The organism is Sphingobium indicum B90A (assembly GCF_000264945.2).
Taxonomy (GTDB): Bacteria; Pseudomonadota; Alphaproteobacteria; order Sphingomonadales; family Sphingomonadaceae; genus Sphingobium; species Sphingobium indicum.
Map to the genome: position 1 here is coordinate 2,030,159 of NZ_CP013070.1, position 23,385 is coordinate 2,053,543.

Annotated in this window: 24 protein-coding genes and 1 tRNA gene; 13 read left to right on the top strand and 12 right to left on the bottom strand. The window is 66.5% G+C overall.

What is annotated here, in order from left to right; genetic code table 11:
- Positions 1-167: 167 nt before the first annotated feature.
- From SIDU_RS09905 to pabB, 3 genes are all read right to left on the bottom strand, one after another.
- Entirely contained in the window at positions 168-1,370 is a 1,203-nt protein-coding gene (locus SIDU_RS09905; RefSeq protein WP_007687681.1) for a pyridoxal phosphate-dependent aminotransferase, read from the bottom strand.
- Between the two features lie 148 nt (positions 1,371-1,518).
- Positions 1,519-2,142: an aminotransferase class IV gene (locus SIDU_RS09910; protein WP_007687680.1), complete on the bottom strand. Its 624-nt coding sequence runs from the start codon at positions 2,140-2,142 to the stop codon at positions 1,519-1,521.
- Between the two features lie 46 nt (positions 2,143-2,188).
- Entirely contained in the window at positions 2,189-3,364 is a 1,176-nt protein-coding gene (gene pabB / locus SIDU_RS09915; RefSeq protein ID WP_007687679.1) for an aminodeoxychorismate synthase component I, read from the bottom strand.
- Positions 3,365-3,455: 91 nt separating this feature from the next.
- Here pabB and SIDU_RS09920 point away from each other — a divergent pair, with 91 nt between their 5' ends.
- Complete coding sequence (locus tag SIDU_RS09920; protein WP_007687678.1) at positions 3,456-3,869, top strand: DUF983 domain-containing protein; 414 nt, start codon at positions 3,456-3,458, stop codon at positions 3,867-3,869.
- Here SIDU_RS09920 and SIDU_RS09925 read toward each other — a convergent pair.
- Positions 3,853-4,290, bottom strand: a complete 438-nt coding sequence (locus tag SIDU_RS09925) for an acyl-CoA thioesterase (RefSeq protein ID WP_007687676.1) — start codon at positions 4,288-4,290, stop codon at positions 3,853-3,855. The genes SIDU_RS09920 and SIDU_RS09925 overlap by 17 nt on opposite strands.
- A 213-nt stretch (positions 4,291-4,503) precedes the next feature.
- Between SIDU_RS09925 and SIDU_RS09930 the strand changes: the two genes are divergently transcribed.
- The gene (locus tag SIDU_RS09930; protein ID WP_007687673.1) at positions 4,504-5,742 is read left to right on the top strand and encodes a YceI family protein; all 1,239 of its coding nucleotides are present in this window, start codon (positions 4,504-4,506) and stop codon (positions 5,740-5,742) included.
- Positions 5,743-5,785: 43 nt separating this feature from the next.
- Positions 5,786-6,895 (top strand): AI-2E family transporter, encoded by a 1,110-nt coding sequence (locus tag SIDU_RS09935; RefSeq protein ID WP_007687672.1) that lies wholly within the window; start codon positions 5,786-5,788, stop codon positions 6,893-6,895.
- A gap of 27 nt (positions 6,896-6,922) precedes the next feature.
- Here the strand turns inward: SIDU_RS09935 and SIDU_RS09940 are convergent, their stop codons facing one another.
- The 3 genes from SIDU_RS09940 to SIDU_RS09950 all read right to left on the bottom strand — a co-directional run bounded on the left by SIDU_RS09940 (position 6,923) and on the right by SIDU_RS09950 (position 11,864).
- Positions 6,923-8,806, bottom strand: a complete 1,884-nt coding sequence (locus tag SIDU_RS09940; RefSeq protein WP_007687670.1) for an ABC-F family ATP-binding cassette domain-containing protein — start codon at positions 8,804-8,806, stop codon at positions 6,923-6,925.
- Positions 8,807-9,402: 596 nt separating this feature from the next.
- The gene (locus SIDU_RS09945; RefSeq protein WP_007687668.1) at positions 9,403-11,661 is read right to left on the bottom strand and encodes a glycoside hydrolase family 3 N-terminal domain-containing protein; all 2,259 of its coding nucleotides are present in this window, start codon (positions 11,659-11,661) and stop codon (positions 9,403-9,405) included.
- Positions 11,662-11,777: 116 nt separating this feature from the next.
- Positions 11,778-11,864: transfer RNA gene (locus SIDU_RS09950), tRNA-Tyr, on the bottom strand.
- Positions 11,865-11,967: 103 nt separating this feature from the next.
- Between SIDU_RS09950 and rlmB the strand changes: the two genes are divergently transcribed.
- A complete protein-coding gene (gene rlmB, locus SIDU_RS09955; RefSeq protein WP_007687662.1) occupies positions 11,968-12,708 on the top strand; it encodes a 23S rRNA (guanosine(2251)-2'-O)-methyltransferase RlmB in 741 nt (246 codons plus the stop codon).
- Between the two features lie 22 nt (positions 12,709-12,730).
- Positions 12,731-13,471: a hypothetical protein gene (locus SIDU_RS09960; RefSeq protein WP_007687661.1), complete on the top strand. Its 741-nt coding sequence runs from the start codon at positions 12,731-12,733 to the stop codon at positions 13,469-13,471.
- A gap of 174 nt (positions 13,472-13,645) precedes the next feature.
- On the opposite strand, the gene SIDU_RS09965 is transcribed toward SIDU_RS09960, so the two are convergent.
- On the bottom strand, positions 13,646-13,963 hold the full coding sequence (locus SIDU_RS09965) for a 2Fe-2S iron-sulfur cluster-binding protein (RefSeq protein WP_007687660.1): 318 nt from the start codon (positions 13,961-13,963) through the stop codon (positions 13,646-13,648).
- Between the two features lie 77 nt (positions 13,964-14,040).
- On the opposite strand from SIDU_RS09965, the gene SIDU_RS09970 reads away from it, so the two are divergent.
- The 3 genes from SIDU_RS09970 to SIDU_RS09980 all read left to right on the top strand — a co-directional run bounded on the left by SIDU_RS09970 (position 14,041) and on the right by SIDU_RS09980 (position 15,396).
- Complete coding sequence (locus SIDU_RS09970; RefSeq protein ID WP_007687659.1) at positions 14,041-14,658, top strand: DNA-3-methyladenine glycosylase family protein; 618 nt, start codon at positions 14,041-14,043, stop codon at positions 14,656-14,658.
- Positions 14,659-14,886 (top strand): hypothetical protein, encoded by a 228-nt coding sequence (locus tag SIDU_RS09975; protein WP_007687658.1) that lies wholly within the window; start codon positions 14,659-14,661, stop codon positions 14,884-14,886. It begins immediately after the preceding gene.
- 72 nt (positions 14,887-14,958) lie between these two features.
- Positions 14,959-15,396, top strand: coding sequence for a response regulator (locus SIDU_RS09980; protein ID WP_007687657.1), 438 nt, complete (start codon positions 14,959-14,961; stop codon positions 15,394-15,396).
- Here the strand turns inward: SIDU_RS09980 and SIDU_RS09985 are convergent.
- Both SIDU_RS09985 and murA read right to left on the bottom strand, forming a co-directional pair.
- Positions 15,341-16,864 carry a sensor histidine kinase gene (locus SIDU_RS09985; protein WP_007687656.1) on the bottom strand — a complete coding sequence of 508 codons (1,524 nt, stop codon included), beginning with the start codon at positions 16,862-16,864 and terminating at the stop codon, positions 15,341-15,343. The genes SIDU_RS09980 and SIDU_RS09985 overlap by 56 nt on opposite strands.
- On the bottom strand, positions 16,857-18,140 hold the full coding sequence (gene murA / locus SIDU_RS09990; RefSeq protein ID WP_007687655.1) for a UDP-N-acetylglucosamine 1-carboxyvinyltransferase: 1,284 nt from the start codon (positions 18,138-18,140) through the stop codon (positions 16,857-16,859). The genes SIDU_RS09985 and murA overlap by 8 nt, the downstream gene beginning before the upstream one ends.
- A 205-nt stretch (positions 18,141-18,345) precedes the next feature.
- Between murA and SIDU_RS09995 the strand changes: the two genes are divergently transcribed.
- Positions 18,346-19,083, top strand: coding sequence for a Crp/Fnr family transcriptional regulator (locus tag SIDU_RS09995; RefSeq protein WP_025160496.1), 738 nt, complete (start codon positions 18,346-18,348; stop codon positions 19,081-19,083).
- A gap of 55 nt (positions 19,084-19,138) precedes the next feature.
- Here the strand turns inward: SIDU_RS09995 and SIDU_RS10000 are convergent, their stop codons facing one another.
- The gene (locus SIDU_RS10000; RefSeq protein ID WP_007687648.1) at positions 19,139-19,705 is read right to left on the bottom strand and encodes an HNH endonuclease; all 567 of its coding nucleotides are present in this window, start codon (positions 19,703-19,705) and stop codon (positions 19,139-19,141) included.
- 124 nt (positions 19,706-19,829) lie between these two features.
- Between SIDU_RS10000 and gluQRS the strand changes: the two genes are divergently transcribed.
- From gluQRS to SIDU_RS10020, 4 genes are all read left to right on the top strand, one after another.
- On the top strand, positions 19,830-20,705 hold the full coding sequence (gluQRS, locus tag SIDU_RS10005; protein WP_073507135.1) for a tRNA glutamyl-Q(34) synthetase GluQRS: 876 nt from the start codon (positions 19,830-19,832) through the stop codon (positions 20,703-20,705).
- Between the two features lie 9 nt (positions 20,706-20,714).
- A complete protein-coding gene (locus tag SIDU_RS10010; RefSeq protein WP_007687646.1) occupies positions 20,715-20,948 on the top strand; it encodes a twin transmembrane helix small protein in 234 nt (77 codons plus the stop codon).
- Between the two features lie 13 nt (positions 20,949-20,961).
- Entirely contained in the window at positions 20,962-21,531 is a 570-nt protein-coding gene (locus SIDU_RS10015) for a cob(I)yrinic acid a,c-diamide adenosyltransferase (protein WP_025771764.1), read from the top strand.
- Between the two features lie 200 nt (positions 21,532-21,731).
- Positions 21,732-22,607, top strand: coding sequence for a GGDEF domain-containing protein (locus tag SIDU_RS10020; protein WP_007687644.1), 876 nt, complete (start codon positions 21,732-21,734; stop codon positions 22,605-22,607).
- A gap of 208 nt (positions 22,608-22,815) precedes the next feature.
- Here SIDU_RS10020 and infC read toward each other — a convergent pair whose 3' ends face one another.
- The gene (infC, locus tag SIDU_RS10025) at positions 22,816-23,349 is read right to left on the bottom strand and encodes a translation initiation factor IF-3 (protein ID WP_013039295.1); all 534 of its coding nucleotides are present in this window, start codon (positions 23,347-23,349) and stop codon (positions 22,816-22,818) included.
- Between the last annotated feature and the right edge of the window lie 36 nt (positions 23,350-23,385).

Here is a 23,385-nt window from a genome sequence, read left to right on the forward strand (position 1 = left end):
GAAATTGAAGCGAGGCACGTGACTCGCTTCAACCATTTGCAGGCCGTCAGGGCTGAATGTCGATACAGCCTAAAAGAGGGGGGTCGGGAGGGGAAGGCAGGCCTGTTCCGCCCTTCCCCTCTCCAGCTTCAATCCCTCACCCATCTTCGACAGGGGGATTGAAACGGTCACTTCAAGGCAGCGCAGGCCTCCTGGATGCGGGTGCAGGCCTTGCGCAGCACCTCATCGGAGGTGGCGTAGCTGATGCGGAAGGCCGGGGAGAGGCCGAAGGCCGCGCCATGGACGGCGGCGACCTTGGCTTCGTCCAGGAAATAGCCGATCAGCGCTTCGTCGCTGTCGATGACCTGCCCCTTGGGCGTCGTCTTGCCGATCAGGCCGCTGGCGTCGGGATAGACGTAGAAGGCGCCCTCCGGCGTCGGGCAGTCCAGCCCCGGCGCGTCGTTCAGCATGGCGACGACCATGTCGCGGCGTTTCTTGAAGGCGGCATTGCGTTCCTCCAGGAAATCCTGATCGCCGGTCAGCGCGGCGACGGCGGCCGCCTGGCTGATCGAGCAGGGATTGCTGGTCGACTGCGACTGGAGCTTGCCCATCGCCTTGATCAGCCATTCCGGGCCGCCGGCAAAGCCGATGCGCCAGCCCGTCATGGAAAAGGCCTTGGAACAGCCGTTGACCGTCAGCGTGCGGTCGTAGAGGTCGGGACAGACCTGCGCGATGGTGGCGAAGGGCGTCGGCGCATACCAGACATGCTCATACATGTCGTCGGTCATCACCAGCACATGCGGATGACGCAGCAGCACCTCGCCCAGCGCCTTCAGCTCCGTCGCCGAATAGGCCGCGCCCGACGGGTTGGAGGGCGAGTTCAGCATGACCCACTTGGTCCTGGGCGTGATCGCGGCGTCGAGCTGGGCGGCGGTGATCTTGTAGCCCTGGCTCGCCGGCGCCTCGATGAAGACCGGGGTGCCGCCCGCGAAGTTCACGATGTCGGGATAGCTGACCCAATAGGGCGCCGGAATGATGACCTCGTCGCCGAGATCGACGGTCGCGACCAGCGCGTTGAACAGCGTGTGCTTGCCGCCCGAATTCACGCTGATCTGGCTGCGCTTGTAGAGCAGGCCATTGTCGCGCTTGAACTTGAAGGCGACGGCGTCCTTGACGTCGGCGGTGCCGTCGACATCGGTGTAGCGGGTGAGGTTCTTGCGGATCGCCTGGATCCCCGCCTCCTTCACGAAGTCGGGCGTGTCGAAGTCCGGTTCGCCGGCGGAGAGGCCAATGACGTCCACGCCTTCGGCTTTCAGGGCATTCACGCGCGCGCTCATCGCCAGGGTGGCGGAGGGCTGGATGCGACCGAGGGCTGCGGAAGTCTGGCTCATCGTGACAATCTTTCTGAAGAATCCCCAAGGCCCGCAATGATACGGACGGCAGGCTCCTTAGTGCGCAACGAAAGAAGGGGCAACCGCCAGTTGGCGTCCGGTGGCCGCAGGTGCGGATATAAGGGTCAGGGAAAATCGGTTCGGCGCATCAACGCGACAGCGACGCCGCCACCATGCCGCGCGCGGCATTGCCGATGAAGAAGCCATTTTCCAGGTCGCGGGGGCGCAGGTCCGCCTCCACCGCCTCGCCCATGTCGAGCAGGCTGCGGCGCAGCACGCCCGGCAGCACGCCGCGCGACAAAGGCGGCGTCAGCAGCTTGTCGCCGCGTTCGATGAAGATGGAGGAGAAGCTGCCCTCCGTCACGAAGCCCTCCTCATCCGTCATCACCACCTCATAGGTGCCCCCGCGATGCAAGGCGTCGCGGTAGAGGGAGCGGTCCGTCGTCTTGTGCGCCAGCCGCGCATCGGCGGCGGGCGCGTTGCGGGGGACGAGCGCGACCTGCATGATCGCCTGCGGCCAGGTGCGATATTCGCGCACTTCGATGGCGATGGAGCCCCGGCGCGACACCAGCAGGCGAAGGCGGCTGCGCTCCCGCAGGCGGAAGGTCGCGGCCTGAAGCTCATTGCGCACGTCATGACGGTCGAAGGCGAAGTCGAGCGCTTCCGCGCTGGTCTTCAACCGCTCCAGATGCAGTTCCAGCAATCTGATGCCTTCGACCGGATCGAAGGCCATGGTTTCGAGCAGATCGAACCGTCCGTCAGCCAATGCCATGGAAAACCGCAAACCCCTTATGCCGATCGATGATGGCGCCGATGAATCAGGCCGGTGCGAGGAAGCGCCCCTTGGCCAGGCATTCCGCCCATTCGGACGCGACATCCGAATCCGCGACGATGCCCGATCCCAGACCCAGGCGCCCCTCCCTGCTGCCTTCTTCGACGCAAATGGTGCGGATGGCAACATTGAACGCGGCGTCGCCCGACGGATCGATCCAGCCCATGGAGCCGGTATAGACGCCGCGCGCGAAGGGTTCGACCGCATCGATGATCTCCATCGCCCGAACCTTGGGCGCGCCGGTGATCGACCCGCAGGGGAAGAGGACGCGCAGCACGTCGACCGGGGAAAGGCCAGGCAGCAGCCGCGCCCGGACGGTCGACACCATCTGGTGGACGGTCGGATAGGTTTCCACCTTGAACAGGTCGGGCACCGTGACCGTGCCGGCGCGGGAGACCCGCGACAGATCGTTGCGCAGCAGGTCGACGATCATCAGGTTTTCGGCGCGCTGCTTGGCGTCCCGCTCCAGCCATTGGATGAGGTCGGCGTCGCGGGCCAGGTCGGGATCGCGGGGGGCGGTGCCCTTCATCGGGCGCGCGGTCAACTGGCCGCGGACATGGGTGAAGAACAGCTCCGGCGAAAAGGAGAGGATCATATGGTCGCCGGTGCGCAGCATGCCGCCATAACCGGCCTGCTGTCGCGGGCGGATCGCGGCATAGAGCGCCATGGGATCGCCGCTGAAATGCGCGGCGCAGGGAAAGGTCAGGTTGACCTGATAGATGTCGCCGGCGCGGATATAGTCCTGGACCTGGGCGAAGGCGGCGCGATAGGCGCCCTCGTCGATCAGCGGCTGGACGCTGTCCACCCCGGCGCCCGCCGGATCGGGCAGCAGGCCGGTCATGGCGCCCGGATCGATCAGGCGCACCCCTTCGAACAGGCCGAACCAGAGAAGCGGCGTCTTCGGCCGGTCCTGCCGGTGCCGCTCCGCCAGCGGGTGGAGGCGATCCTCCAGCGCCAGCCCGGCTTCATAGGCGATGAAGCCGGCGGCGTGCAGCCCGGCCTCCGCCGCTTCGGCCAGGCGGTCCAGCGCCGGCTGCACCTCCGCCAGCCGATGGGCGGCGATGACCGACACCGGATCGCGATAGAGGCGCGCGGGGGCGGGCGCCCGCGTGCGGGCGTCGTCGAACAGGACGAAGGTTTCGGTCGGTCCCGGAAGGCGCATGGCCGCTTCTTAACAGGCTTTGCGCGGCGCGGAAGCTCTAACAGGATGCGCGCATATTGCGCGGACCGTCCATTGGCCATAGGGGAAGGCGATGGATCAGGGATTGCCCCATGACGATGCGGCGCGGCCTTTGCGGCCGGCGCTCGCGCTTGCCCTCAGGGGCCGTTGCCCCGCCTGCGGCGAAGGCCGCATGTTCGCGCGCTTCCTGAAGCCAAGCCCCGCCTGTCGCCATTGCGGGCAGGCGTGGGACGCGTCGCGGGCGGACGATTTCCCCGCCTATATCGTCATATTGCTGCTGGGGCACCTGCTCGTGCCGCTGATGATAGAGGTGAACGCGGCGCTGGACATTCCGCTGGGGGTGCAGGCGGCGCTATGGCCCGGCCTTGCGATCCTGCTCGCGCTGGCGATGATCCAGCCGGCCAAGGCCGCGGTCATCGCCTTCCAGTGGAGCCGCCGCATGGACGGCTTCCGCCAGGACCGATCGACATTCAGTCGGGGCGGATGATGAAATTGCGTTCCATCGCCTCGCGCAGGGTTTCGTCTATGGCGCGACGTCCCTCCGACCCATGGGTGACGACGGTGGTGTCTGCGGTCGCGACGCACACCCCTTTCTGAAAGCCGGCCGAACTGATGGTCCAGCTCGTGCGGCCGATATGGCCGATCGCGCAATGCACCTCGAACGGATAGGGGAAATGGGCTTCCTCGACGAAATTCAGGTTCACGTTCGCGACCAGCCAGCGCACCCCCTGTTCCTGCGGATGGCGGCCCAGATGATGGTGGAACCGGATGCGGGCCGTTTCGAATATGCCGGAGATCGCCACATTGTTGATGTGGCCCATCGTGTCGATGTCCTGGAAGCGGGTGTCGATGCTGGTGACGAAACGATAAGCTGCCGGGCTAAGGCGCCAGGATTCGGGTTTGGCCATGTCCTGCTTGTCCTGTGTCCTGTTTTCCTATGCTCTTAGCCACTGGCCGCCGGGATGCAATCATCAGGTGGAAATTGGTCGGGCTGCGACCTTTATGACACAGGCGCGAAGGCCGTTCATCCGTTGAGGTAACGGATCGTTTCCCGGCGCGGCGGTGGACTTCCGCGCAGGCGCGGCATAGCTTCCGCGCCACATTGTCGCATGGGGGTCTTGATGCAACGCTATAGCCGGCTGGCCATTTTCCTGCACTGGGCGATCGCCGCCCTGCTCGCCTTCCAGATCGCGGTGGGATGGGCGCTGGAAGATCTCGGCGCGCGCGGCTTCGCGCTGTTCCAATGGCACAAGTCGATCGGCATCTCTATCCTGCTGCTGACCTGCGCCCGCATCGCCATACGCTATTGGAAGCCGCGCCCGGCGCCGGTCGAGCGCGGCTGGCAGGGCGCCCTGGCCAAGGCGGTGCACGCGGGGCTCTACCTCTTCATGCTGGGTGCGCCGCTGACGGGATGGGCGCTGGTGTCGACCGCGAAGGTGAAGGTGCCGACCCTGATCTTCGGCATCGTCCCCCTGCCCCACCTGCCCCTGCCCATGAACGCGCATGAACTGGCCGAGGGCGGGCACGGCCTGATCGCCTGGATCGGCATCGCGCTGTTCGCGCTGCATGTCGCGGGCGCGCTGCGGCATCATGTCCTGAAGGGCGACGGGTTGCTGTGGCGGATGATGCCCGCCCGCTCTCCGCTGTGGCTGGCGGCCTTGCCCGCGCTGATCGCGCTGGGGTTCGTCCTGGGGCGCGTCATCCTGCCTGCGCCCGCTCCGAAGGCGGCCGCCGCGCCGGTCCTGCCAGCGGCGGTCGGGGAGGAAGAAGAAACGCCCGCCAATGCCGCAGAGCCGGCCGACAGTGCCGGCAATGCTGCTGTCCCGGCCGAAGCCGACAATGCGGCGGCGGCGGAAGAACCGGCCGGCCCGCCGCCCTCCTGGGCGGTGCAGCCCGGCGGGACCATCGGCTTTTCCGTCGGGAACGGCGGCGAGACGATCAGCGGCGGCTTTTCCAGATGGACGGCGAAGATCGCGATGGACCCGGACCATCCGGACAGCGCCGACATCCGCGTGGAGATCGACCTGGCAAGCGCCAGCGTCGGGGACAGCTACAAGGACGGCATGCTGGCCGGGGACGAATTTTTCGGCGCGGCGGCGCACCCCAAGGCCGTCTTCACCGCAAAGGGCGCGGAGAAGGCCGGCGCGAACGGCTATCGCGCCTCTGGCACCCTGACCCTCAAGGGCGTGAGCAAGCCGCAGAGCATCCGCTTCACCCTGTCCGGCACCGGCAAGGCGCGCAAGGTTTCCGGATCGGCCACCATAGCCCGCGCATCCTTCGGCGTCGGCAATGGCGACAGCAGCGCGGGGCTGGACCCCAAGGTATCTGTCAGCTTCGGGTTCAGTGCCAAGGCGGAATGACCGGCGGATAGATTTACATCGGGACTTCTGCCAAAGCGGCGTCATGGACAATAAAGAGCCGTCAGCAGCGCGGATAGAGGATGGAGTCTTCCTGGGCTTCGTCCTCATCGTCTCGGTCGCCTTCGCCCTGGTGATCGAACCCTTTTTCGCGGCCATATTGTGGGGCGTGATCGCCGCCATCCTGTTCGCCCCCGTCAACCAGGGATTGGTCGGCATGATGCCCCGGCACCGGAACAGCGCGGCGGCGCTGACGCTGCTGTTGATCGTCGCGCTGGTGATCGTGCCGGCCATCATCCTGGCCATGGCGCTGGTGCAGGAAGCGACCCTCTTCTACGCCAAGGTGCAAACCGGCGAGATCAACTTCGCCCGCATGTTCGCGCAGTTCCAGGCGAGCCTGCCCAGATGGGCCGCGGCCTTTCTGGAGCGGCTGGGCATCACCAATTTCGCCGCGGTGCGCGAGATGCTGAGCGAGGGCATAACGTCCAGTTTCCGCACGGTGGCGACGCAGGCGCTGCAGATCGGGCAGAGCGCCTTCAGCTTCCTGATGGCGCTGGGCGTGATGCTGTACCTGACCTTCTTCCTGTTGCGCGACGGGCCGAAGCTGGCGGCGATGGTGGACCGGGCGGCGCCGATGCGCACCGCCTATCGCCAGGCGTTGATGCAGCAGTTCGTCATCGTCACCCGCGCCACGATCAAGGGCAGCATCGTCGTCGCCATCGTGCAGGGGGTGATCGGCGGCGTGGTGTTCTGGGCGCTGGGGCTGCCGGGGGCGCTGCTGTGGGGCGTGCTGATGGGGGCCTTCTCGCTGATCCCGGCGGTCGGGACGGGGCTGGTCTGGGTGCCGGTCGCCATCTACCTGTTCGTGACCGGGGCGGTGGTGGAGGGATTGATCCTCGCCTTTTGCGGCATGTTCGTGATCGGGATGGTGGACAATATCCTGCGTCCGATACTGGTCGGGCGGGATACGCGGATTCCCGACTATGTGGTGCTGATCACGACGCTGGGCGGGATCGACCTGTTCGGGTTCAACGGCATCGTCATCGGGCCGGTGATCGCGGCGCTGTTCATCGCGACGTGGAATATCGTGACGAAGATGCGGACGGGGGCGGATGGGTTGGAGGGGCCTTTGACGGAGGAACCTTCGGGCGGGTGAAGGTCAGCGCTGGTGCGGAGCAGGCTCTTATAGTTCCTCCAGCGCGGCGCTGGCTTCCATCCAGCTTTCTTCGGCCGCTTCCAGTTTCTTTTCGAGGTCGGCGCGCTTCATCATCAGTTCGGTCATGGTCATCTTCGCCTCCGCGCCGGTCGCGCTTTTGGGGTCGAACAGCGCCTGGTCGATGCGGCTGCGTTCGGCGGCCAGCGCGGCCATTTCCTTTTCCGCCCTGCTGACGGCGTTCTTCGCCGCCTTCTGCCGTTCGCGCCATTGCGCGGCGTTGCGCTTTTCCGCCTTGCGGTCGGTCTTCGGGGCATCGCCCCCCGAACCCCCATTGCCGCCACCGTTTCCGTCGGCCTTGCGCAGGATGATGTCGGTATAATCCTCCAGGCTGCCGTCGAAGGGCTGGGCCGTGCCGTTGTCGACCAGCACGAGGCGGTCGGCCACCAGTTCGATCATGTGGCGGTCGTGGCTGACGATCACCACCGCGCCCGAATAGTCGTTCAGCGCCTGCACCAGCGCCTCCCGGCTGTCGACGTCGAGATGGTTGGTCGGCTCGTCGAGGATCAGCAGGTGCGGCGCGTCGCGGGTGATGAGGGCGAGCGCCAGCCGCGCCCTTTCGCCGCCCGACATGGAGCCGACCTTCTGCGTGGCCCGCTCGCCGGAGAAGCCGAAGCGGCCCAGCTGGGCGCGGACGGCGGCGGGGGTTGCGCCCTTCATCACCCGGCTCATATGTTCGAGCGGCGTGTCGCCGACGTCCAGTTCCTCCACCTGATATTGGGTGAAATAGCCGACATTCATCTTGGCCGAAGCGTTCATCGCGCCTTCCATCGGCTTCAACTGCGCGGCGATCAGGCGGGCCAGCGTGGTCTTGCCATTGCCGTTGCGGCCGAGCAGCGCCAGCCGGTCGTCGGGGTCGATGCGCAGATTGACGCGGCGCAGGACGGGCGTGTCGTTGTAACCGACCGCCGCCATGTCCATGGTGATGAGCGGTGGGCGCAGTTCGGGCGGGCTGGGGAAGCCGAAATGCAGCGTCGGGTCTTCGATGGCGGCGGCGATGGGCTGCATCTTCGCCAGCGCCTTGGCGCGGGACTGGGCTTGTTTCGCGGTGGAGGCGCGGGCGGAGTTGCGGGCGACATAATCCTGCAATTTCTCACGCTCCGCCTGCTGCTTGGCGCGGGCGGCCTCCTGCTGGGCGAGGCGTTCGGCGCGCTGCCGTTCGAAGGCGTCGTAGCCGCCGGGATAGAGGGTGACCCTGCCCCCCTCCAGATGCAGGATATAGTCGACCACATTGTTGAGCAGGTCGCGCTCATGGCTGATGACGACGACGGTGCCGCGATAGCTTTTGAGGAAGTTTTCCAGCCAGAGCGTCGCTTCCAGGTCGAGATGGTTGGACGGCTCGTCGAGCAGCAGCAGGTCGGGATTGGAGAAGAGCAGGGCGGCGAGGGCCACGCGCATCTTCCAGCCGCCCGAATAGCTGTCGAGCGGGCGGCCCTGCATTTCCTCGTCGAAGCCCAGGCCGACCAGGATGCGGGCGGCGCGGGCCGGCGCGGTATAGGCGTCGATGGCGTTCAGCCGTTCGTAGATATGGCCGAGGCGGTCGGGGTCTTGCGTATGCTCCGCCTCCGCCATCAGTTCGGCGCGTTCCCTGTCGGCGGCGAGGACGGTGTCGAAGGGGGTGGCGGTGCCCGACGGCGCTTCCTGCGCGATATAGCCGAGGCGGGTGTCGCGGGGCATGTCGCAACTGCCCTCATCCGGGTCGATCTGGCCGATCATCACCTTCATCAGGGTCGATTTGCCCGCGCCGTTGCGGCCGATGAGGCCGACGCGGCTGCGCGGCGGCAGCGCGGCGCTGGCGCGGTCGAGAATAGCGCGGCCGCCGAGGCGCACGGTGATGCCGTTCAGGTTGAGCATGGAGGGGGCCTCTAAAGCATTTTCAAAGCGGGTGGTATCACCTGCTGACTCGGAAAATGCGGAAACGAAAAAATAGAGGCGCGAGGTGGGGTGAAGGCGTCGGGGTGGAGTTTTGCAGCAGGTGCTGTCGTTGCGAAGTTCACGGCGTTGTGGCCCACGCATTTGCGTGGGTGCGGAGTGGTGGCGTTGATTTCGCAATAGGAGAATTTTTGCGGAATGGGTGCGCGGAGGTGCCCGCTTAGGGTGTGTGGGGATTCAGTTCAGGGCGAGGCGAAAATGGTGGAATTCGAGAACCGGCGCGCAGCGTACTTCAGTACGTGAGCACCGGAAGCGCAGAAGTCCGCCATTTGCAGCCCGCCATGGGCTGAATCCCCACACACCCTAGTGCGGGGTGGGTGGGTTGACGGTGGGAAAGAGCCGGTGGGGTTATGGCATGGTCGCGGGGGTGTAGGACAGGGTTTCGCCCACTCCATCCGGGTTTCGTCACCCCGGGCTTGACCCGGGGTCCAGCTTCCCCTGGCGCGGCGGAAGAAAAGAAAGCGGGATCCCGGGTCAAGCCCGGGATGACGTTATGGGGTGAAGGCCCATGGCCGCTGCTATCCTGCGGCGTAGAGGGTGAAGGCGCCCTGCAGGCCGCCGACGCTGGACTGGCCGATCCACAGGTCGAAGGCGCCGGGTTCGGCGATGCGGCGGTTGCCTGCGCCGACGAATTCCAGGTCGATGCGGGAGAGGGAGAAGCGGAGCGTCTTGCTTTCCCCCGGTCCCAGCGTGACGCGCTCTATGCGTTTGAGTTCGCGGATGGGGCGGGTGCGGCTCGCCACGCGGTCGCGGATGTAGAGTTGGACCACTTCGCTGCCCTTGCGCTGGCCCTTGTTGGTGACGCGGACGGTGATGCCGATGGCGGCGTCCCAGCGGAGCGCGGTGTCGGAGAATTTGAGCTGGTCGAGAACGAACTCGCTGTAGCTGAGGCCGTGGCCGAAGGGAAAGCGGGCGCTGTTGTCGGTGGTCGTGTAGCGCGAGCGATATTCGGTGCGGTTGTCGATCACCGGGCGGCCGGTCGATTTGCGGTCGTAGAAGAAAGGCTCCTGCCCCGATTCCCAGGGGAAGCTGACCGGCAGCTTGGCGGAGGGGTTTTCCCTGCCGAAAATAATGTCGGCAATGGCGTGGCCGGATTCCGAACCCAGGAACCAGGTGGCGAGGATCGCCTGCGCATTGGCCACGCCGTCGTGCAGCGCGAGGGCGCGGCCGTGGCGGAGCAGGACGATGACGGGCTTGCCGGTGGCGGCGACCGCGTCGGCCAGCGCCTGCTGCACGATGGGGATTTCGATGGCGGTGCGCGATTGCGCCTCCCCCGACATGTCCTGCGATTCACCCAGCGCGAGGAGGACGATGTCCGCCGCCTTCGCGGTCTCCACCGCCTTGGCGACGCCGCCGTCGATGGGCGTCAATATGCCGCTGCCCGGCGCGATCAGCAATTTGGACGGGTCCGGCATGGCGGCGCGCAGGCCGGTGGCGATGTCGACGCCCTTCCCCTTGTCGCCGTAAAAGGCCCAGGGGCCGTAGACGTTCATCCTGTCCTCCGCAAAGGGGCCGATCAGGGCGATGGTCTGGCCCCTGGCGGGGTCGAGGGGGAGGACGCCGTTGTTCTGGAGCAGCACGATGGAGCGCGTGGCGGCTTCGCGGGCAAGGGCGCGATGGGAAGGCGTGAAGATGCGGGTCTTTTCCACTTCCTCATTCAATGAGCGGTAGGGGTTTTCGAACAGGCCGATGGCGGTCTTGACGTAGAGGATGCGGCGGACGGCCACGTCGACCGTCTCCATCGGCACCGCGCCGCTCTTCACCAGATCGGGGATGTGGCGGATATAGAGGCCGCTCTGCATCGACATGTCGACGCCCGCGAGAATGGCGAGGCGGGCGGCGTCGCGCTCATCCTCCGCATAGCCATGGGCGATCAGTTCCTCGTCGGCGGTATAGTCGGAAAAGACGAAGCCGCGGAATTTCATCTCGCCGCGCAGCAGGTCGGTGAGGAGGTCGCGGTCGGCTGTCGCGGGGACGCCGTTGATCTCGCTGAACGCCGCCATGGTGGCGAGCGCGCCTGCCGCGAAGGCCGCGCCGAAGGGGGGCAGATGCGTCTCCCGCAGCGTCTCTTCGCTGATGTCGACGCTGCCATATTCCAGGCCGCCCGCGACCGCGCCATAGGCGGCGAAATGCTTGGGGCAGGCGAGCAGGCTGTCGTCGCGGCGCAGATCGCGGCCCTGAAAGCCGCGCACGCGGGCGGCGGCGAAGAGGCTGCCGAGGGCGACGTCCTCCCCCGCCCCCTCCACCACCCGGCCCCAGCGCTGGTCGCGGGCGACGTCGACCATCGGCGCGAAGGTGAGGTGCAGGCCCGCCGCCGTCGCCTCCACCGCCATGGCGCGGGCGGTGCGTTCGGCGAGCGCCGGATCGAAGCTGGCCGATTCGGCGAGGGTCACGGGGAAGATGGTCTTCAGGCCATGGATCACGTCGCCCGCGAACAGCAGGGGGATGCCGAGGCGGCTTTGTTTGAGCGCGATGTCCTGTGCGCGGCGGGCGCCCGCCACGCCGATGCCGTTGAACAGGCAGCCGACCCTGCCCTTGCGGATCTCGTCCGCCAGTTGCCTTTCATTCTGGATGCCGACCTGCGGATTGGGCGGGTTATAGGGGCGGAAACTGTCGGCCAGGCAGGTCATCTGGCCCGCCTTTTCCTCTATGGTCATGCGAGCGATCAGGTCGTCCACGCGCTCCACCTCGCCCGCCGCGAGGGCGCGGCGGGGCAGCGGGAGCGTGAGGAAGCCGGCAAGGGCAGCGGTCAGGACGGCGCGGCGGTTGATGCTCATCAGGGGAAGTGTAGCAGATGTCGGATGAACCGCACTTATCCCGTCGACGCATGCAAGCAACCGGCGGAGAGATGGGCTGAGCCATAAGGCCGGTCAGTGCGGCCTGAGGGGGGCGATGGTGGACAGGGCTGGATTCGAACCAGCGTACGGGAAACCCGGGCAGATTTACAGTCTGCTGCCTTTAACCACTCGGCCACCTGTCCAGTCGCCTAACCGCGTCGGAGAGTGCCCCGACCGGCTGGAGGGCGCTCCAATGGCGAAAGGAGACTTGCCTGTCAATGGCTCAATGTGAAAAGAGCGCTTCCCATGAAAAGAGGAAATCGCACCGGAAAGGCCAAGGGCACTTTCCCCCGTTTTTATGGACGGCATGCCGTCATCGCCGCGCTGGCCAATCCCGACCGGGTGGTGCGCAAGATATGGGGGACGCGGGACGCTTTGAATGCGCTCGACCTGCCGCCGGTCCTGCCCATCGTCTATGCCGATGTTGCCGATCTGGGCCGGATGGTGCCGTCGGACGCGCCGCATCAGGGCATCGTGGCGGAGGTGGAGCCGCTGGACGATGTGTGGCTGGGCGACGTGCTGGAGGCGGGGCAGGACGACAAGCGCCCGGTGCTGGTGCTGGACCAGGTGACGGACCCGCATAATGTCGGCGCGATCCTGCGGTCTGCGGCGGCGTTCGACGCGCTGTGCATCGTGACGCAGGACCGGCATGCGCCGCCCGAATCGGGGGTGCTGGCGCGGTCGGCTTCGGGCGCGCTGGAGATCGTGCCCTGGGTGCGGGTGGTGAACCTGGCCCGCGCTCTGGATGAGATCGCGGAGGCGGGTTACTGGCGCATCGGGCTGGACGGCGCGGCGGAGCAGACCCTGGGCGAGGCCATCGGCACGTCACGGGTCGCGCTGGTGCTGGGGGCCGAGGGCGAAGGGCTGCGGCACAACAGCATGGCGCATTGCGACATTTTGGCTAAACTGCCGATCAGTCCGCGCATGGAAAGCCTGAACGTGTCCAATGCGGCGGCGATTGCCCTCTACGCGGCGGCCAGCCGGTAAGAGCGACTGACGGGGGGTGGACATGGGCGCTTTTCTTCGCTTCGCCGGGGTGCTGGCGGCCAGTCTGCTGCTGTCGGCCTGTCTGGTGACGCCGGGCAGGTTCGAATCGACGCTGGATATCCGCGCCGACCGGAGTTTCAGCTTCACCTATAAGGGCGAGATATTGGCGTCGGATGTCGGCAAGGGGCTTGGCTCCATGCCGTCGGGCGACGATCCGATAGACGATGCCGCGCCCAAGGATAGGCAGAGCAGCCTGCGCACCGCGCTTCAATCGAAGGAGCAGGGGGAGAGTTTCGACGGCAAGGACGGCAAGGGCGACGAGCAGCAGATGCAGGCCATCGCGGCGGCGCTTTCGAAGGAAAAGGGATTTCGGTCGGCCCGCTATATGGGGAACCGGCGGTTCGAGATCGACTATGCCATCGGCGGTCGGCTGACCCACGCCTTCCTCTTTCCGTTCAACAGCGATGCGCAGATCGTGCTGCCCTTCGTCGCGGTGGAACTGCGCGGGGAGGACCGGGTGCGGGTGAAGGCGCCGGGCTATTCCAACGGCTATGACAAGAGCCAGAACCCGATGGGCGGGGGCGCGGGCGAGGATGCGGCCAAGGCGCTGGACGGGCTGTTCACGCTGACCACCGATGCGGAGATCGTCAGCCAGAATCAGGAGGACGGCGCGCAGAATATGCCGCAGGGCAAGCGGATCGTGTGGAAGGTGACGCCGCTGACCGGCGAGGCGCCTGCGGCCACGCTGAGGGTGCGGCCTTAGCGGCGGTGGACGGTTGGGGGTGCGACCTGTTCCTCCCCATCGGGAGATGGGGAGGGGGACCGGCCGAAGGCTGGTGGAGGGGAAGGGGGCACGACCTGCGTATTTCCCCTCCACCAGCCTTCGGCCGGTCCCCCTCCCCATGCTTCGCATAGGGAGGAATTTTTTGGGGGGGACTCAGTCTTCCGGGGCGATCGTCACGCGCAGGCCGTCCAGCGAATCGCTGAACTGCAACTGGCAGGACAGGCGGCTGGTCTCGTTGCGATGGTCGGAACTGTCGAGCAGGTCGTTCTCATCCTCGCTGATCGCGGGCAGGCTGTCGGCGAAGGCCGGGTCGACGAAGACATGGCAGGTCGCGCAGGAGCAGCAGCCGCCGCACAGCGCCAGCAGTTCGTCAAAGCCGTTGTCGCGGATGATCTCCATCACGGAAAGGCCGCTCTGCGCCTCCACCGCCTGTTCTTCGCCCGAACGGTTGACCACGATCAGTTTCGCCATGTACCCAGATCCCTCATATCTTTTCCCGCCGCTCATGTCGGACGGGCGACGGGAAATCAAGGGCCGGGCGACAATTGATGGTGAATACAGCGGAAGAGTTGCGGGCCAGCCTGGACGTCATCGCCGCCATGGAGCCGGGTTTCGCCGCGGCGATCGGCCGGGTCGGCTATCCCCTGCCCCGCATGCGCGAACCGGGCTATGAAACCCTGCTGCGCACCATCGTCGGCCAGCAGGTGAGCGTCGCCGCGGCCGCCGCCGTCTGGCGCAGGCTGGAGACGGAACTGGGCGCGGGCTGCGCGCCGGACGCCCTGCTCTCCCGCGATTTCGACGCGCTGCGCGCCTGCGGCCTGTCGCGGCAGAAGCAGGGCTATGCCCGCAGCCTGGCGGAACTGGTGGTGAGCGGCGGCATCGACCTGCACGACCTGCCCCAGGACGATGAGGAAGCCATCGCGCAACTGGTGCGGATCAAGGGGATCGGGCGCTGGTCGGCGGAAATCTATCTGCTGTTCGCGGAAGGGCGGCCGGATGTCTGGCCGGCGGGAGACCTGGCGGTGCAGATCGAGATCGGGCGGATATTGGGCCTGCCCGAACGGCCCGGCGAGAAGCTGACCCGGGAACTGGCCGAACCCTGGCGCCCCCATCGCGGCGCGGCGGCGATCATGGCCTGGCACCATTATAATACGGAGGTCTTGTAAGTGCCCCTGCCCCATGCCCGCTACATCGTCCTGGAACATGAGGGCGTGTGGAAGATCAACCTCGACAACCGCTATTACGGCCCCTTCGCGACGCGGGAGGCGGCGGTGCAAAACGCCACCGACACCGCCCGCAAGGCCAGCGGCGCGGGCTATCCCGCCTCCGTGCTGCTGATGCGGGGCACCGCGTTCGAAACGCTCTGGACCAGCGTGCCGCCCGACGGCGCCTGAAAAAATTTCAGCGCCTTGGGGAACCGCCCGGCGATTTGCGCATTTTACGCCTCCGGTTGCCTGGACGTTGGAATGAGCAAAAAGGTTCTGATCGTAGAAGACGAGATTTTCGTCGCGCTGGAAATCGAGCATATCGTGGAGGACGCGGGCTTTACCGTCGGCGCCATCGCGGCGGATCGCCAGGCGGCGCTCGACGCGGCCTATGATTGCGACATCGCCCTGGTCGATCTCAACCTGCGCGACGGCCCGACCGGGCCGGGCATCGGCGTCGAACTGGCCAGCCAATATGGCATCCGCGTCATCTATGTGACGGCCAATCCGGCGCAGATCGGCGCCGCCTCCGTCGCTGCGCTGGGCGTCATCACCAAGCCTTTCCGCGCCCGCAGCATCGCCGAGACGCTGCATCTGGCCGCCACCGAGCGGCCCGAACTGGAAGCCGCCGAAATCGCCGGCTTCACCCCTTTCCTGCCGGCGTCCGGCTCATGGAGCGCGCTGGAATCCAGAGGCTGAGGCTGAGGCCCTCGGGCCGCCAGTCACGGGTCATGCGGCCGCCCAGTTGCCGTTCGACGCTGAGCTGCATCAGGCGGCTGCCGAAACCCTCGCCGGTCGGGGGGACGGTCGACGGACCGCCCTCCTCCCGCCAGTCGATGCGGATCTGGCCGTCCTCGTCCTTCACCTCCATCTTCACCCGCCCGTCGGGCAGGGAGAGCGCGCCATATTTGGCGGCGTTGGTCGCCAGTTCATGGAACAGCAGCGCCAGCGGCGTGGCCGAGCGGTCGTCGATTTCGGGATTGTCGCCGGAAAAATGGATGCGCGGACCCAGCGCGTCGCGATAGGGCGCGAAAATCTGTTCCAATATGCCCCAGAGCCGCCCCTCGCCCTTGTCCGGCTGCGAATTGGGGCCGTGGGGCCGCACGAAATCATGGGCGCGCCCCAGCGCCATGATGCGGTCGCGCAGGTCGTCGGCGACGGCGCGGATTTCCGGATGCTGGCGCGCCGACAGGCCGATCAGCCCGGAAATCACCGAAAATATGTTCTTGATCCGGTGGGAGAGTTCATGGGCGATGACCTCCCGCTCCTCCACCATGGCGATCTGGTCGTTAATGTCGGTGCAGGTGCCGATCCAGCGCACGATCGCCCCATGTTCGTCCCGGATCGGCAGGGCGCGGCCCAATGTCCAGCGATAATCGCCGCCATGATGGCGCAGCCGATATTCGATCTCATAGGGTTCGCCGGTTTCCAGCGAATGGCGCCAGCGCCCCCAGGCGCGTTCCTGATCGTCCGGATGGAACATGCCGTTCCATCCCTCGCCATCGGTCGATCCCGCGGGAACGCCGGTGAATTCATACCAGCGGGCATTGTAATAATCATGATAGCCGTCCGGCAGCGTCGACCAGACCATTTGCGGCATGGTGTCGGCCAGGGTCCGGAACATGCGGTCGCTTTCCGCCACCGCCTGCGCGTCCCTTTGCTGCCGGGCGATCACGTCGCGGTCGCGGCGGCGGCCCTCCAGTTCCACCATGACCTGGCGGGCGAGCAGGGAAAGCCCCTGGCGCTGAAGATCCGTCAGGTCGTCGCGCGGCTTGTCGTCGATGACGCAGAGCGCGCCCAGCGACGCCCCTTCGCCGTCGATCAGCGGCGCACCGGCGTAGAAACGGATGAAGGGCGCCCCCGTGACGAGGGCGTTGTCGCGAAAATCGGGGTTCCGCGTCGCGTCGGACACCACGAAGATTTCCGGACCCTGCATGGCATGGGCGCAGAAGGATATGTCGCGGGGGGTTTCTTCCACATCCAGGCCGTTGCGGGCGAGGAAACGTTGGCGTTCATCCTCGACGACGCTGACCAGGGCGATGGGCGCTTCGCACAGCGCGGCGGCGAAGGCGGTGATCTGGTCGAGCGTGTCGAAGCCCCCGGTATCGAGATCGTAGCGCGCCAGCAGCGCCGCGCGGTCCGTCTCGAGCCCGCGTCCTTCAGCCATCGCTGACGCGCTCTATGTCCGCGCCGACGGCGGAGAGCTTCTCCTCCAGCCGTTCATAGCCGCGGTCGAGATGATAGACGCGGTTGACCTGGGTCTCCCCCTCCGCGGCGAGGCCGGCGAGGATGAGGCTCATCGAGGCGCGCAGGTCGGTCGCCATGACGGGCGCGCCGACCAGCCGGTCGACCCCGCGCACCACCGCCGTGCGGCCGTTGACGCCGATGTCCGCCCCCATGCGGGCCAGTTCGGGCACGTGCATGTAGCGGTTTTCGAAGATCGTCTCCGTCAGCACCGATGCGCCGTCGGCCAGCGTCAGCATCGCCATGAACTGCGCCTGCATGTCGGTCGGGAAGGCCGGGAAAGGCGCGGTCGAGATGGTGAGCGGGCGCAGCCGGCCGTCCGCCGACACCCTGATGCCGTCCCTCAGTTCCTCGACATGGACCCCGGCGTCGCGCAGCGCGGCCAGGATGGCGTGCATGTCGTCGGCGCAGGCGCCCGCCAGTTCCAGCGACCCGCCGGTGATCGCCGCGGCGCAGGCATAGCTGCCCGCCTCGATCCGGTCGGGCATGACGCTGTAGGTCGCGCCGTGCAGCCGGTCGCGGCCGTGGATGACGAGCTTGTCGGAGCCCACGCCCTCTATGTCCGCGCCCATGGCGATCAGCAGCTTGCAGAGGTCGACGATCTCCGGCTCCCGCGCGGCATTTTCCAGGGTGCAGGTGCCCTTGGCCAGCACGGCGGCCATCAGCGCATTTTCCGTCGCGCCGACCGACACCACCGGGAAGGTGTAGATGCCGCCCGGCAGGCCCCCGTCCGGCGAACTGGCGCGGACATAGCCGGCGTTGATCTCTATGACCGCGCCGAACGCCTCCAGCGCCTTCAGGTGCAGGTCGATGGGCCGGTTGCCGATGGCGCAGCCGCCGGGCAGCGACACCCGCGCCTCGCCCGCGCGGGCGAGCAGCGGGCCGAGCACCAGGATCGACGCCCGCATCTTGCGCACGATGTCATAGGGAGCCTCGGTAGAGGTGACGCGGCCTGCCCGCATGGTCATGACGCGGCCGAAATCCTCCGGCCGGGCGCCCTCCACCATGGTCGACACGCCAAGCTGGTTCAGCAGGTGGCCGAAGCTGTCCACGTCCGCCAGGCGCGGCAGGTTGCGCAGCGTCACCGGCTCGTCGGTCAGCAGCGCGCAGGGCAGCAGGGTCAGCGCGGCGTTCTTCGCGCCGGAAATGGGAAGGCGGCCGTTCAGCGCTTTGCCGCCGCGGATGTGAATGCGGTCCATCGGCTGGGTTCTTAACGTTAATTCCGGTTTCCGCAAGGCGTGCGGCGCGGCTGTCCGTTCATGGGCGCGTTTCTGCGCGCCCTTGAAACATTTGTGCGTTCGCCCGCCCATTATTGATCGAGTTTAGTGCAGTTTGCGGAAATGCAGCCAAAAGACGCGTGGGGCGTTTTGCCATCGTAACGACAATGCAAGCAAAAAGGTGTTTTTGGTGGCAACAAGTTGTTTCGCGGACAGGTTGGCGAAGCATGTGCCCCTGTCCGATGCGGAGAAGAAGGCGCTTACGAGGCTGGAGGAAAATCCCCGCAAGGTGAGGCGCGGCGCGATGATCCAGCGCGTCAACGAGATGGTGACCGAACTGTTCGTCCTGCGCGAAGGGCGGGTGATGAGCTTCGTCATCCTGCCCGACGGCAGCAGGCAGATCCTGCGCGTCTATTTTCCGGGCGATTTCATCGGATCGGCCAGCACGATCTACAGCCGGGCGCCGGAATCGCTGGTGGCTCTGTCGGACGCGATCATCTGCCCGTTCGACAAGCATGCGCTGCGCCGCCTGCTGGAGGAATATCCCCGCGTCGCGGCGCTGCTGTTCCTGCTGTCCAATGCGGAGCGCGTCGCGCTGACCGACCGGCTCGCCTCATTGGGGCGGACGTCGGCCAAGGCGCGGGTGGCGTCCTTCCTGCTGGACATATTCGATCGCCTGCGGGTGACGGACGACAGCATCACCGACAGCTTCGACCTCAAGCTGACGCAGGAGGAGATCGGCGACGCCATCGGCCTCACCTCCGTCCATGTGAACCGGATGATCCGGCAGATGGAGCAGGAAGGGCTGATCAGCCGGGCCAATGGGCGGATCACCCTGCGCGACATGGCGCGGCTGGAGGAGATCGGCCATTACACCAACCGGCACAAGGATATGGACCTGGACTGGCTGCCGGGAATGGAATGAGGGACGCGGCCTGTTCCCGCGCGGGCGGGAGCATGCGGTCCCCCCGCCCAGGATTTCAAGCCAGCAGTTCCACGTCCCAGTAAAGCCAGTCGTGCCAGCTTTCGTGCAGATAGTTGGGCGGGAAGGCCCGGCCATGTTCCTGCAACTGCCAGCTCGTCGGGCGGATCGGCGTCACGTGCAATTGCATATGCGCCTCCTTCGGCGTGCGGCCGCCCTTCTTGAGGTTGCAGGGCGAGCAGGCCGTCGCGACATTTTCCCAGGTCGTCCGCCCGCCGGCGCGGCGCGGAATGACATGGTCGAAGGTCAGGTCGTTCGGGGAGCCGCAATATTGGCAGGCGAACTTGTCGCGCAGGAACAGGTTGAACCGGGTGAAGGCGGGATGTTCCGACGGCTTCACATATTGCTTCAGCGCGATCACCGATGGGATCTGCATCCGAAGGCTGGGGCTGTGCACCTGCCGCTCATAACTGGCGACGATGTCCACCCGATCCAAAAAAACCGCCTTGATGGCGGTTTGCCAGGGCCAGAGGCTCAGTGGATAATAGCTTAAAGGCGTGTAGTCCGCATTCAGCACCAAAGCCGGACAGTTTTCCGGATGTCGTATCAGGTCGGGATGGTACATATATTACCCTTCAACCCCCTTTCGCCACCGCCCTGATCGTTCAGAAACGTGACGCCGGCATGACAGCATTAACACCCCCACCCCGTCAAGGGCCTGTATGACTCAATCGGCACAGCCACAGCATATGGTGACTCGCTTCGCCCCAAGCCCCACGGGTAGGTTGCATGTGGGGCACGCCTGGTCGGCGTTGCTGGCGATGGACCTGGCCCATGCGCGGGGCGGTTCCTTCCGCCTGCGGATCGAGGACATAGACGGCACCCGCAGCCGGCCGGAGCATGTCGACGGCATCGTCGAGGACATGCGCTGGCTGGGCATCGCCTGGGACGGGGAGATCGTCTTCCAGTCGGCGCGGCTGGACCGCTACCGGGCCGCGCTGGAGCGGCTGGAGGCGATGGGCCTGCTCTATCCCTGTTTCTGCACCCGCGCCGACATAGCCGCCAGCGCCGCCGCCCCGCATGGGCCGGAGGGGCCGGTCTATCCCGGCACATGCCGGCGGCTGGACGAAGCGGCGCGGGCAAGGCGGATCGCGGCGGGGGAGCCGCATGCCTGGCGGATCGACATGGCGCGCGCGGTCGCGCAGGCCGGGCCGCTGCATTGGCGCGCCCTGCCCTTCCCGCCCGCCGACGACGCGGCGTCGCCCGTCCGCGCCGAGCCGCTTGCCGCCGGCGACGTCGTGCTGGCGCGCAAAGACGCGCCCGCCAGCTATCATCTCTCCTGCACGCTGGACGATGCGGCGATGGGCGTGACCCATGTGCTGCGCGGCGACGACCTGCGGAGCGCGACCGACATCCACCGGCTGGTCCAGGCGCTGCTTGGCCTGCCGTCCCCCCTTTATGTCCATCATCCGCTGCTGGCCGGGCCGGACGGCAGGCGGCTGGCCAAGCGGGACGGGTCGATCGCGCTTGCCGATCTGCGGGCGGAGGGCGTGGACCCCCGGCGCCTGGCCGACGATCTGCGCCATGCGCGCTTTCCGATTGGCATTTCGCTGGCCAGCGCCTAGATTCAGCGCATGAACACGCTGCTCGTCATCGCCCTGATCCTGGCCATGGGCGCCACCCTGTTCGCATTGATCCGGGGGATCGTCGCCTTTCTTCAGATGACCAAGGAGCAGTTGAACTCGCCCGAGGGCGGACCCAGCCCGTCCAGCCTGAAGCAGAACAGGATGATGATGAACCGCATCCTGTTCCAGGCGGTGGCGGTGATCATCGTCGCGCTGTTGCTGCTGATGAAGGGCAATGGCTGATGCGCCGCCCGGCATGGTGAAGCTGAACAAGATCTACACCCGCACCGGGGACGGGGGAACCACCGGGCTGGTCGACGGCTCGCGCCTGCCCAAGCATGCCCCGCGCATGCAGGCGGTGGGCGATGTCGACGAAGCGAACAGCGCCATCGGGCTTGCCGTCATCGCCATCGGCGACAGGCCGGAGGCGGGCTGGCTGACGACGGTCCAGAACGACCTGTTCGACCTGGGCGCCGACCTTGCCACGCCCATCCCGGACGGAGAGGACGAACCCTGGGCGCTGCGGATCGTCGCCCTTCAGGTCGAGCGGCTGGAGCGGCAGATCGATGTCATGAACGCGGACCTGGCGCCGCTGGACAGCTTCGTCCTGCCCGGCGGGTCGGCGGCGGCAGCGGCCGTGCACCTGGCCCGCGCCGTCACCCGTCGCGCCGAACGATCCGCCACCGCGGCGGCGGCCGAGGTCGCGCTCAATCCGCACGCGCTGGCCTATCTCAACCGCCTGTCCGACCTGCTGTTCGTGCTGGCCCGGCGCCTGAACGGCAATGGCGCGGGCGATGTGAAATGGGTGCCGGGCGCGTCCCGCTGAAGCAGTTCAGAGCATCCCTTGCGGCGGAGAGCGATCCTGCCCTCCGACAGGCTGCCGGACCGGCTTTTCCGCATGACGCTCCAACCGTTCGACTCATGCACGGCACGGTTCGTCCTTGAGCCGGGCGTTAACCCTCTTCCTTCATCCCCTCTTTACGCGCCGCGCCAATTTTGCCCCGATTGCAATGACAGGGCCACGGGATGCAATTCTACCTCGCGACATCCTTCATCTTTCCCCGCTCGCTGCGGTTTCGCCTCTTCACCCTCTGCTTCCTGACCACCCACCTGCCGCTGCTGGGCTATATCGTCTGGGGCGCGGCGACGGGGCGGATCGCCTGGGCGGAATTCATCGTCCTCGCCCTGGCGACGATGGCGGGTGCAGCCGGAGCGCTGATCGGCATCGGCGCCTTGCTGGACCCGATCCACGCGCTGGCGGACGCGCTGGACCCGGCCGAGCAGTCCGCCCGCAAACGCGGCGGGCCGACCCTGCCGGAAGTGGGGGACATTATTTCCAGGCTTTTCCATGGGGTGCGCGGAGCCGCCGTCGCGACGCGGGAGCGGATCGACGAACTGAACATCGCCGCCAATGAGGATGCGCTGACCGGCATCGCCAACCGGCGCGGCTTCCTGGCGCAGCTCGACGCGCTTCCGCTCGCCAGGCGCAGGGGCTGCATCGCGATCATCGATCTCGACCATTTCAAGCAGGTCAACGATATGCTGGGCCATGACGAGGGCGACCGCGTGCTGGCCGATTTCGCCTCTCGCCTGTCGTCGCAGACCCGCCGCATCGACATCATCGCCCGCTGGGGCGGCGAGGAATTCGCGATCTTCTATCAGGACGCGATAGAGGATGAGGCGAGCTGGTCGCTGGCGCGCATCGCGGAACGGATGCGGCGGGAGCCTGTCGGCATGGTGAGCGACCAGCCGATCACCTTTTCCGCAGGGCTATGCGCATGGCGGGGTGGGCCGGTGATGGCGGCCATCGGCCAGGCCGACGAGGCGCTCTACCGCGCCAAGAAGTCAGGCCGCGACCGCATCCAGCGGGCGGAACGGCCCTCCACGCCGGTTTACGGCTGAGTTGGCGACAATCCGGTTTGGGAGCGAAGGATGAAATGCGGCGCGACATCCGCGTCGATTCTCGGCGGCCAAGCCGGATGAGGCCCGGCCTTGCAGTTCGCGCAAGGGCCTGCGGCGCTCCCCTCCGCCAGCTTTCGGCCGGTCCCCCTCCCCATCTTTCGATGGGGAGGGGGACCGATCGACAAAGCTCGTCTAAAAATCGGCGGCCTTATTTCGGCGCCAGCACCATCAGCATCTGGCGGCCCTCCATGCGCGGATAGGCTTCGACCTTCGCGATCTCGCCCACATTCTCCGCCACGCGCTGGAGCAGTTGCATGCCAAGCTGCTGATGCGACAATTCACGGCCGCGGAAACGCAGGGTGATCTTCACCTTGTCGCCCTCGCCGATGAAATCATGGACCTTCTTCATCTTCGTATCATAGTCGTGATCGTCGATGTTCGGACGCATCTTGATCTCCTTGATCTCCTGCGTCCTCTGGGTCTTGCGGGCGAGGTTCGCCTTCTTCTGCGCCTCGTACTTGTACTTGCCGATGTCCAGGAACTTGCACACCGGCGGATCGGCGTTGGGCGACACCTCGACCAGGTCCAGCCCGATCTCATAGGCGCGCTCTATCGCTTCCTGCGTATACATCACGCCCAGATTTTCGCCTTCGTCATCGATCACGCGCACCTTGGGCACGTTGATGAACTCGTTGTAACGGGGACCGGACTTCGGCGGCGGCGCCATGGGACGGCGCATCATTGGGGGACGTATAGTGGCTTCTCCTATGGTAGTTGA

Coding starts and splice junctions, on each gene's coding strand:
- SIDU_RS09905 (WP_007687681.1), bottom strand. CDS start 1,370: ATGAGCCAGACTTCCGCAGCCCTCGGTCGCATCCAGCCCTCCGCCACC.
- SIDU_RS09910 (WP_007687680.1), bottom strand. CDS start 2,142: ATGGCATTGGCTGACGGACGGTTCGATCTGCTCGAAACCATGGCCTTC.
- pabB (WP_007687679.1), bottom strand. CDS start 3,364: ATGCGCCTTCCGGGACCGACCGAAACCTTCGTCCTGTTCGACGACGCC.
- SIDU_RS09920 (WP_007687678.1), top strand. CDS start 3,456: ATGGATCAGGGATTGCCCCATGACGATGCGGCGCGGCCTTTGCGGCCG.
- SIDU_RS09925 (WP_007687676.1), bottom strand. CDS start 4,290: ATGGCCAAACCCGAATCCTGGCGCCTTAGCCCGGCAGCTTATCGTTTC.
- SIDU_RS09930 (WP_007687673.1), top strand. CDS start 4,504: ATGCAACGCTATAGCCGGCTGGCCATTTTCCTGCACTGGGCGATCGCC.
- SIDU_RS09935 (WP_007687672.1), top strand. CDS start 5,786: ATGGACAATAAAGAGCCGTCAGCAGCGCGGATAGAGGATGGAGTCTTC.
- SIDU_RS09940 (WP_007687670.1), bottom strand. CDS start 8,806: ATGCTCAACCTGAACGGCATCACCGTGCGCCTCGGCGGCCGCGCTATT.
- SIDU_RS09945 (WP_007687668.1), bottom strand. CDS start 11,661: ATGAGCATCAACCGCCGCGCCGTCCTGACCGCTGCCCTTGCCGGCTTC.
- rlmB (WP_007687662.1), top strand. CDS start 11,968: ATGAAAAGAGGAAATCGCACCGGAAAGGCCAAGGGCACTTTCCCCCGT.
- SIDU_RS09960 (WP_007687661.1), top strand. CDS start 12,731: ATGGGCGCTTTTCTTCGCTTCGCCGGGGTGCTGGCGGCCAGTCTGCTG.
- SIDU_RS09965 (WP_007687660.1), bottom strand. CDS start 13,963: ATGGCGAAACTGATCGTGGTCAACCGTTCGGGCGAAGAACAGGCGGTG.
- SIDU_RS09970 (WP_007687659.1), top strand. CDS start 14,041: ATGGTGAATACAGCGGAAGAGTTGCGGGCCAGCCTGGACGTCATCGCC.
- SIDU_RS09980 (WP_007687657.1), top strand. CDS start 14,959: ATGAGCAAAAAGGTTCTGATCGTAGAAGACGAGATTTTCGTCGCGCTG.
- SIDU_RS09985 (WP_007687656.1), bottom strand. CDS start 16,864: ATGGCTGAAGGACGCGGGCTCGAGACGGACCGCGCGGCGCTGCTGGCG.
- murA (WP_007687655.1), bottom strand. CDS start 18,140: ATGGACCGCATTCACATCCGCGGCGGCAAAGCGCTGAACGGCCGCCTT.
- SIDU_RS10000 (WP_007687648.1), bottom strand. CDS start 19,705: ATGTACCATCCCGACCTGATACGACATCCGGAAAACTGTCCGGCTTTG.
- gluQRS (WP_073507135.1), top strand. CDS start 19,830: ATGGTGACTCGCTTCGCCCCAAGCCCCACGGGTAGGTTGCATGTGGGG.
- SIDU_RS10010 (WP_007687646.1), top strand. CDS start 20,715: ATGAACACGCTGCTCGTCATCGCCCTGATCCTGGCCATGGGCGCCACC.
- SIDU_RS10015 (WP_025771764.1), top strand. CDS start 20,962: ATGGTGAAGCTGAACAAGATCTACACCCGCACCGGGGACGGGGGAACC.
- SIDU_RS10020 (WP_007687644.1), top strand. CDS start 21,732: ATGCAATTCTACCTCGCGACATCCTTCATCTTTCCCCGCTCGCTGCGG.
- infC (WP_013039295.1), bottom strand. CDS start 23,349: ATGATGCGCCGTCCCATGGCGCCGCCGCCGAAGTCCGGTCCCCGTTAC.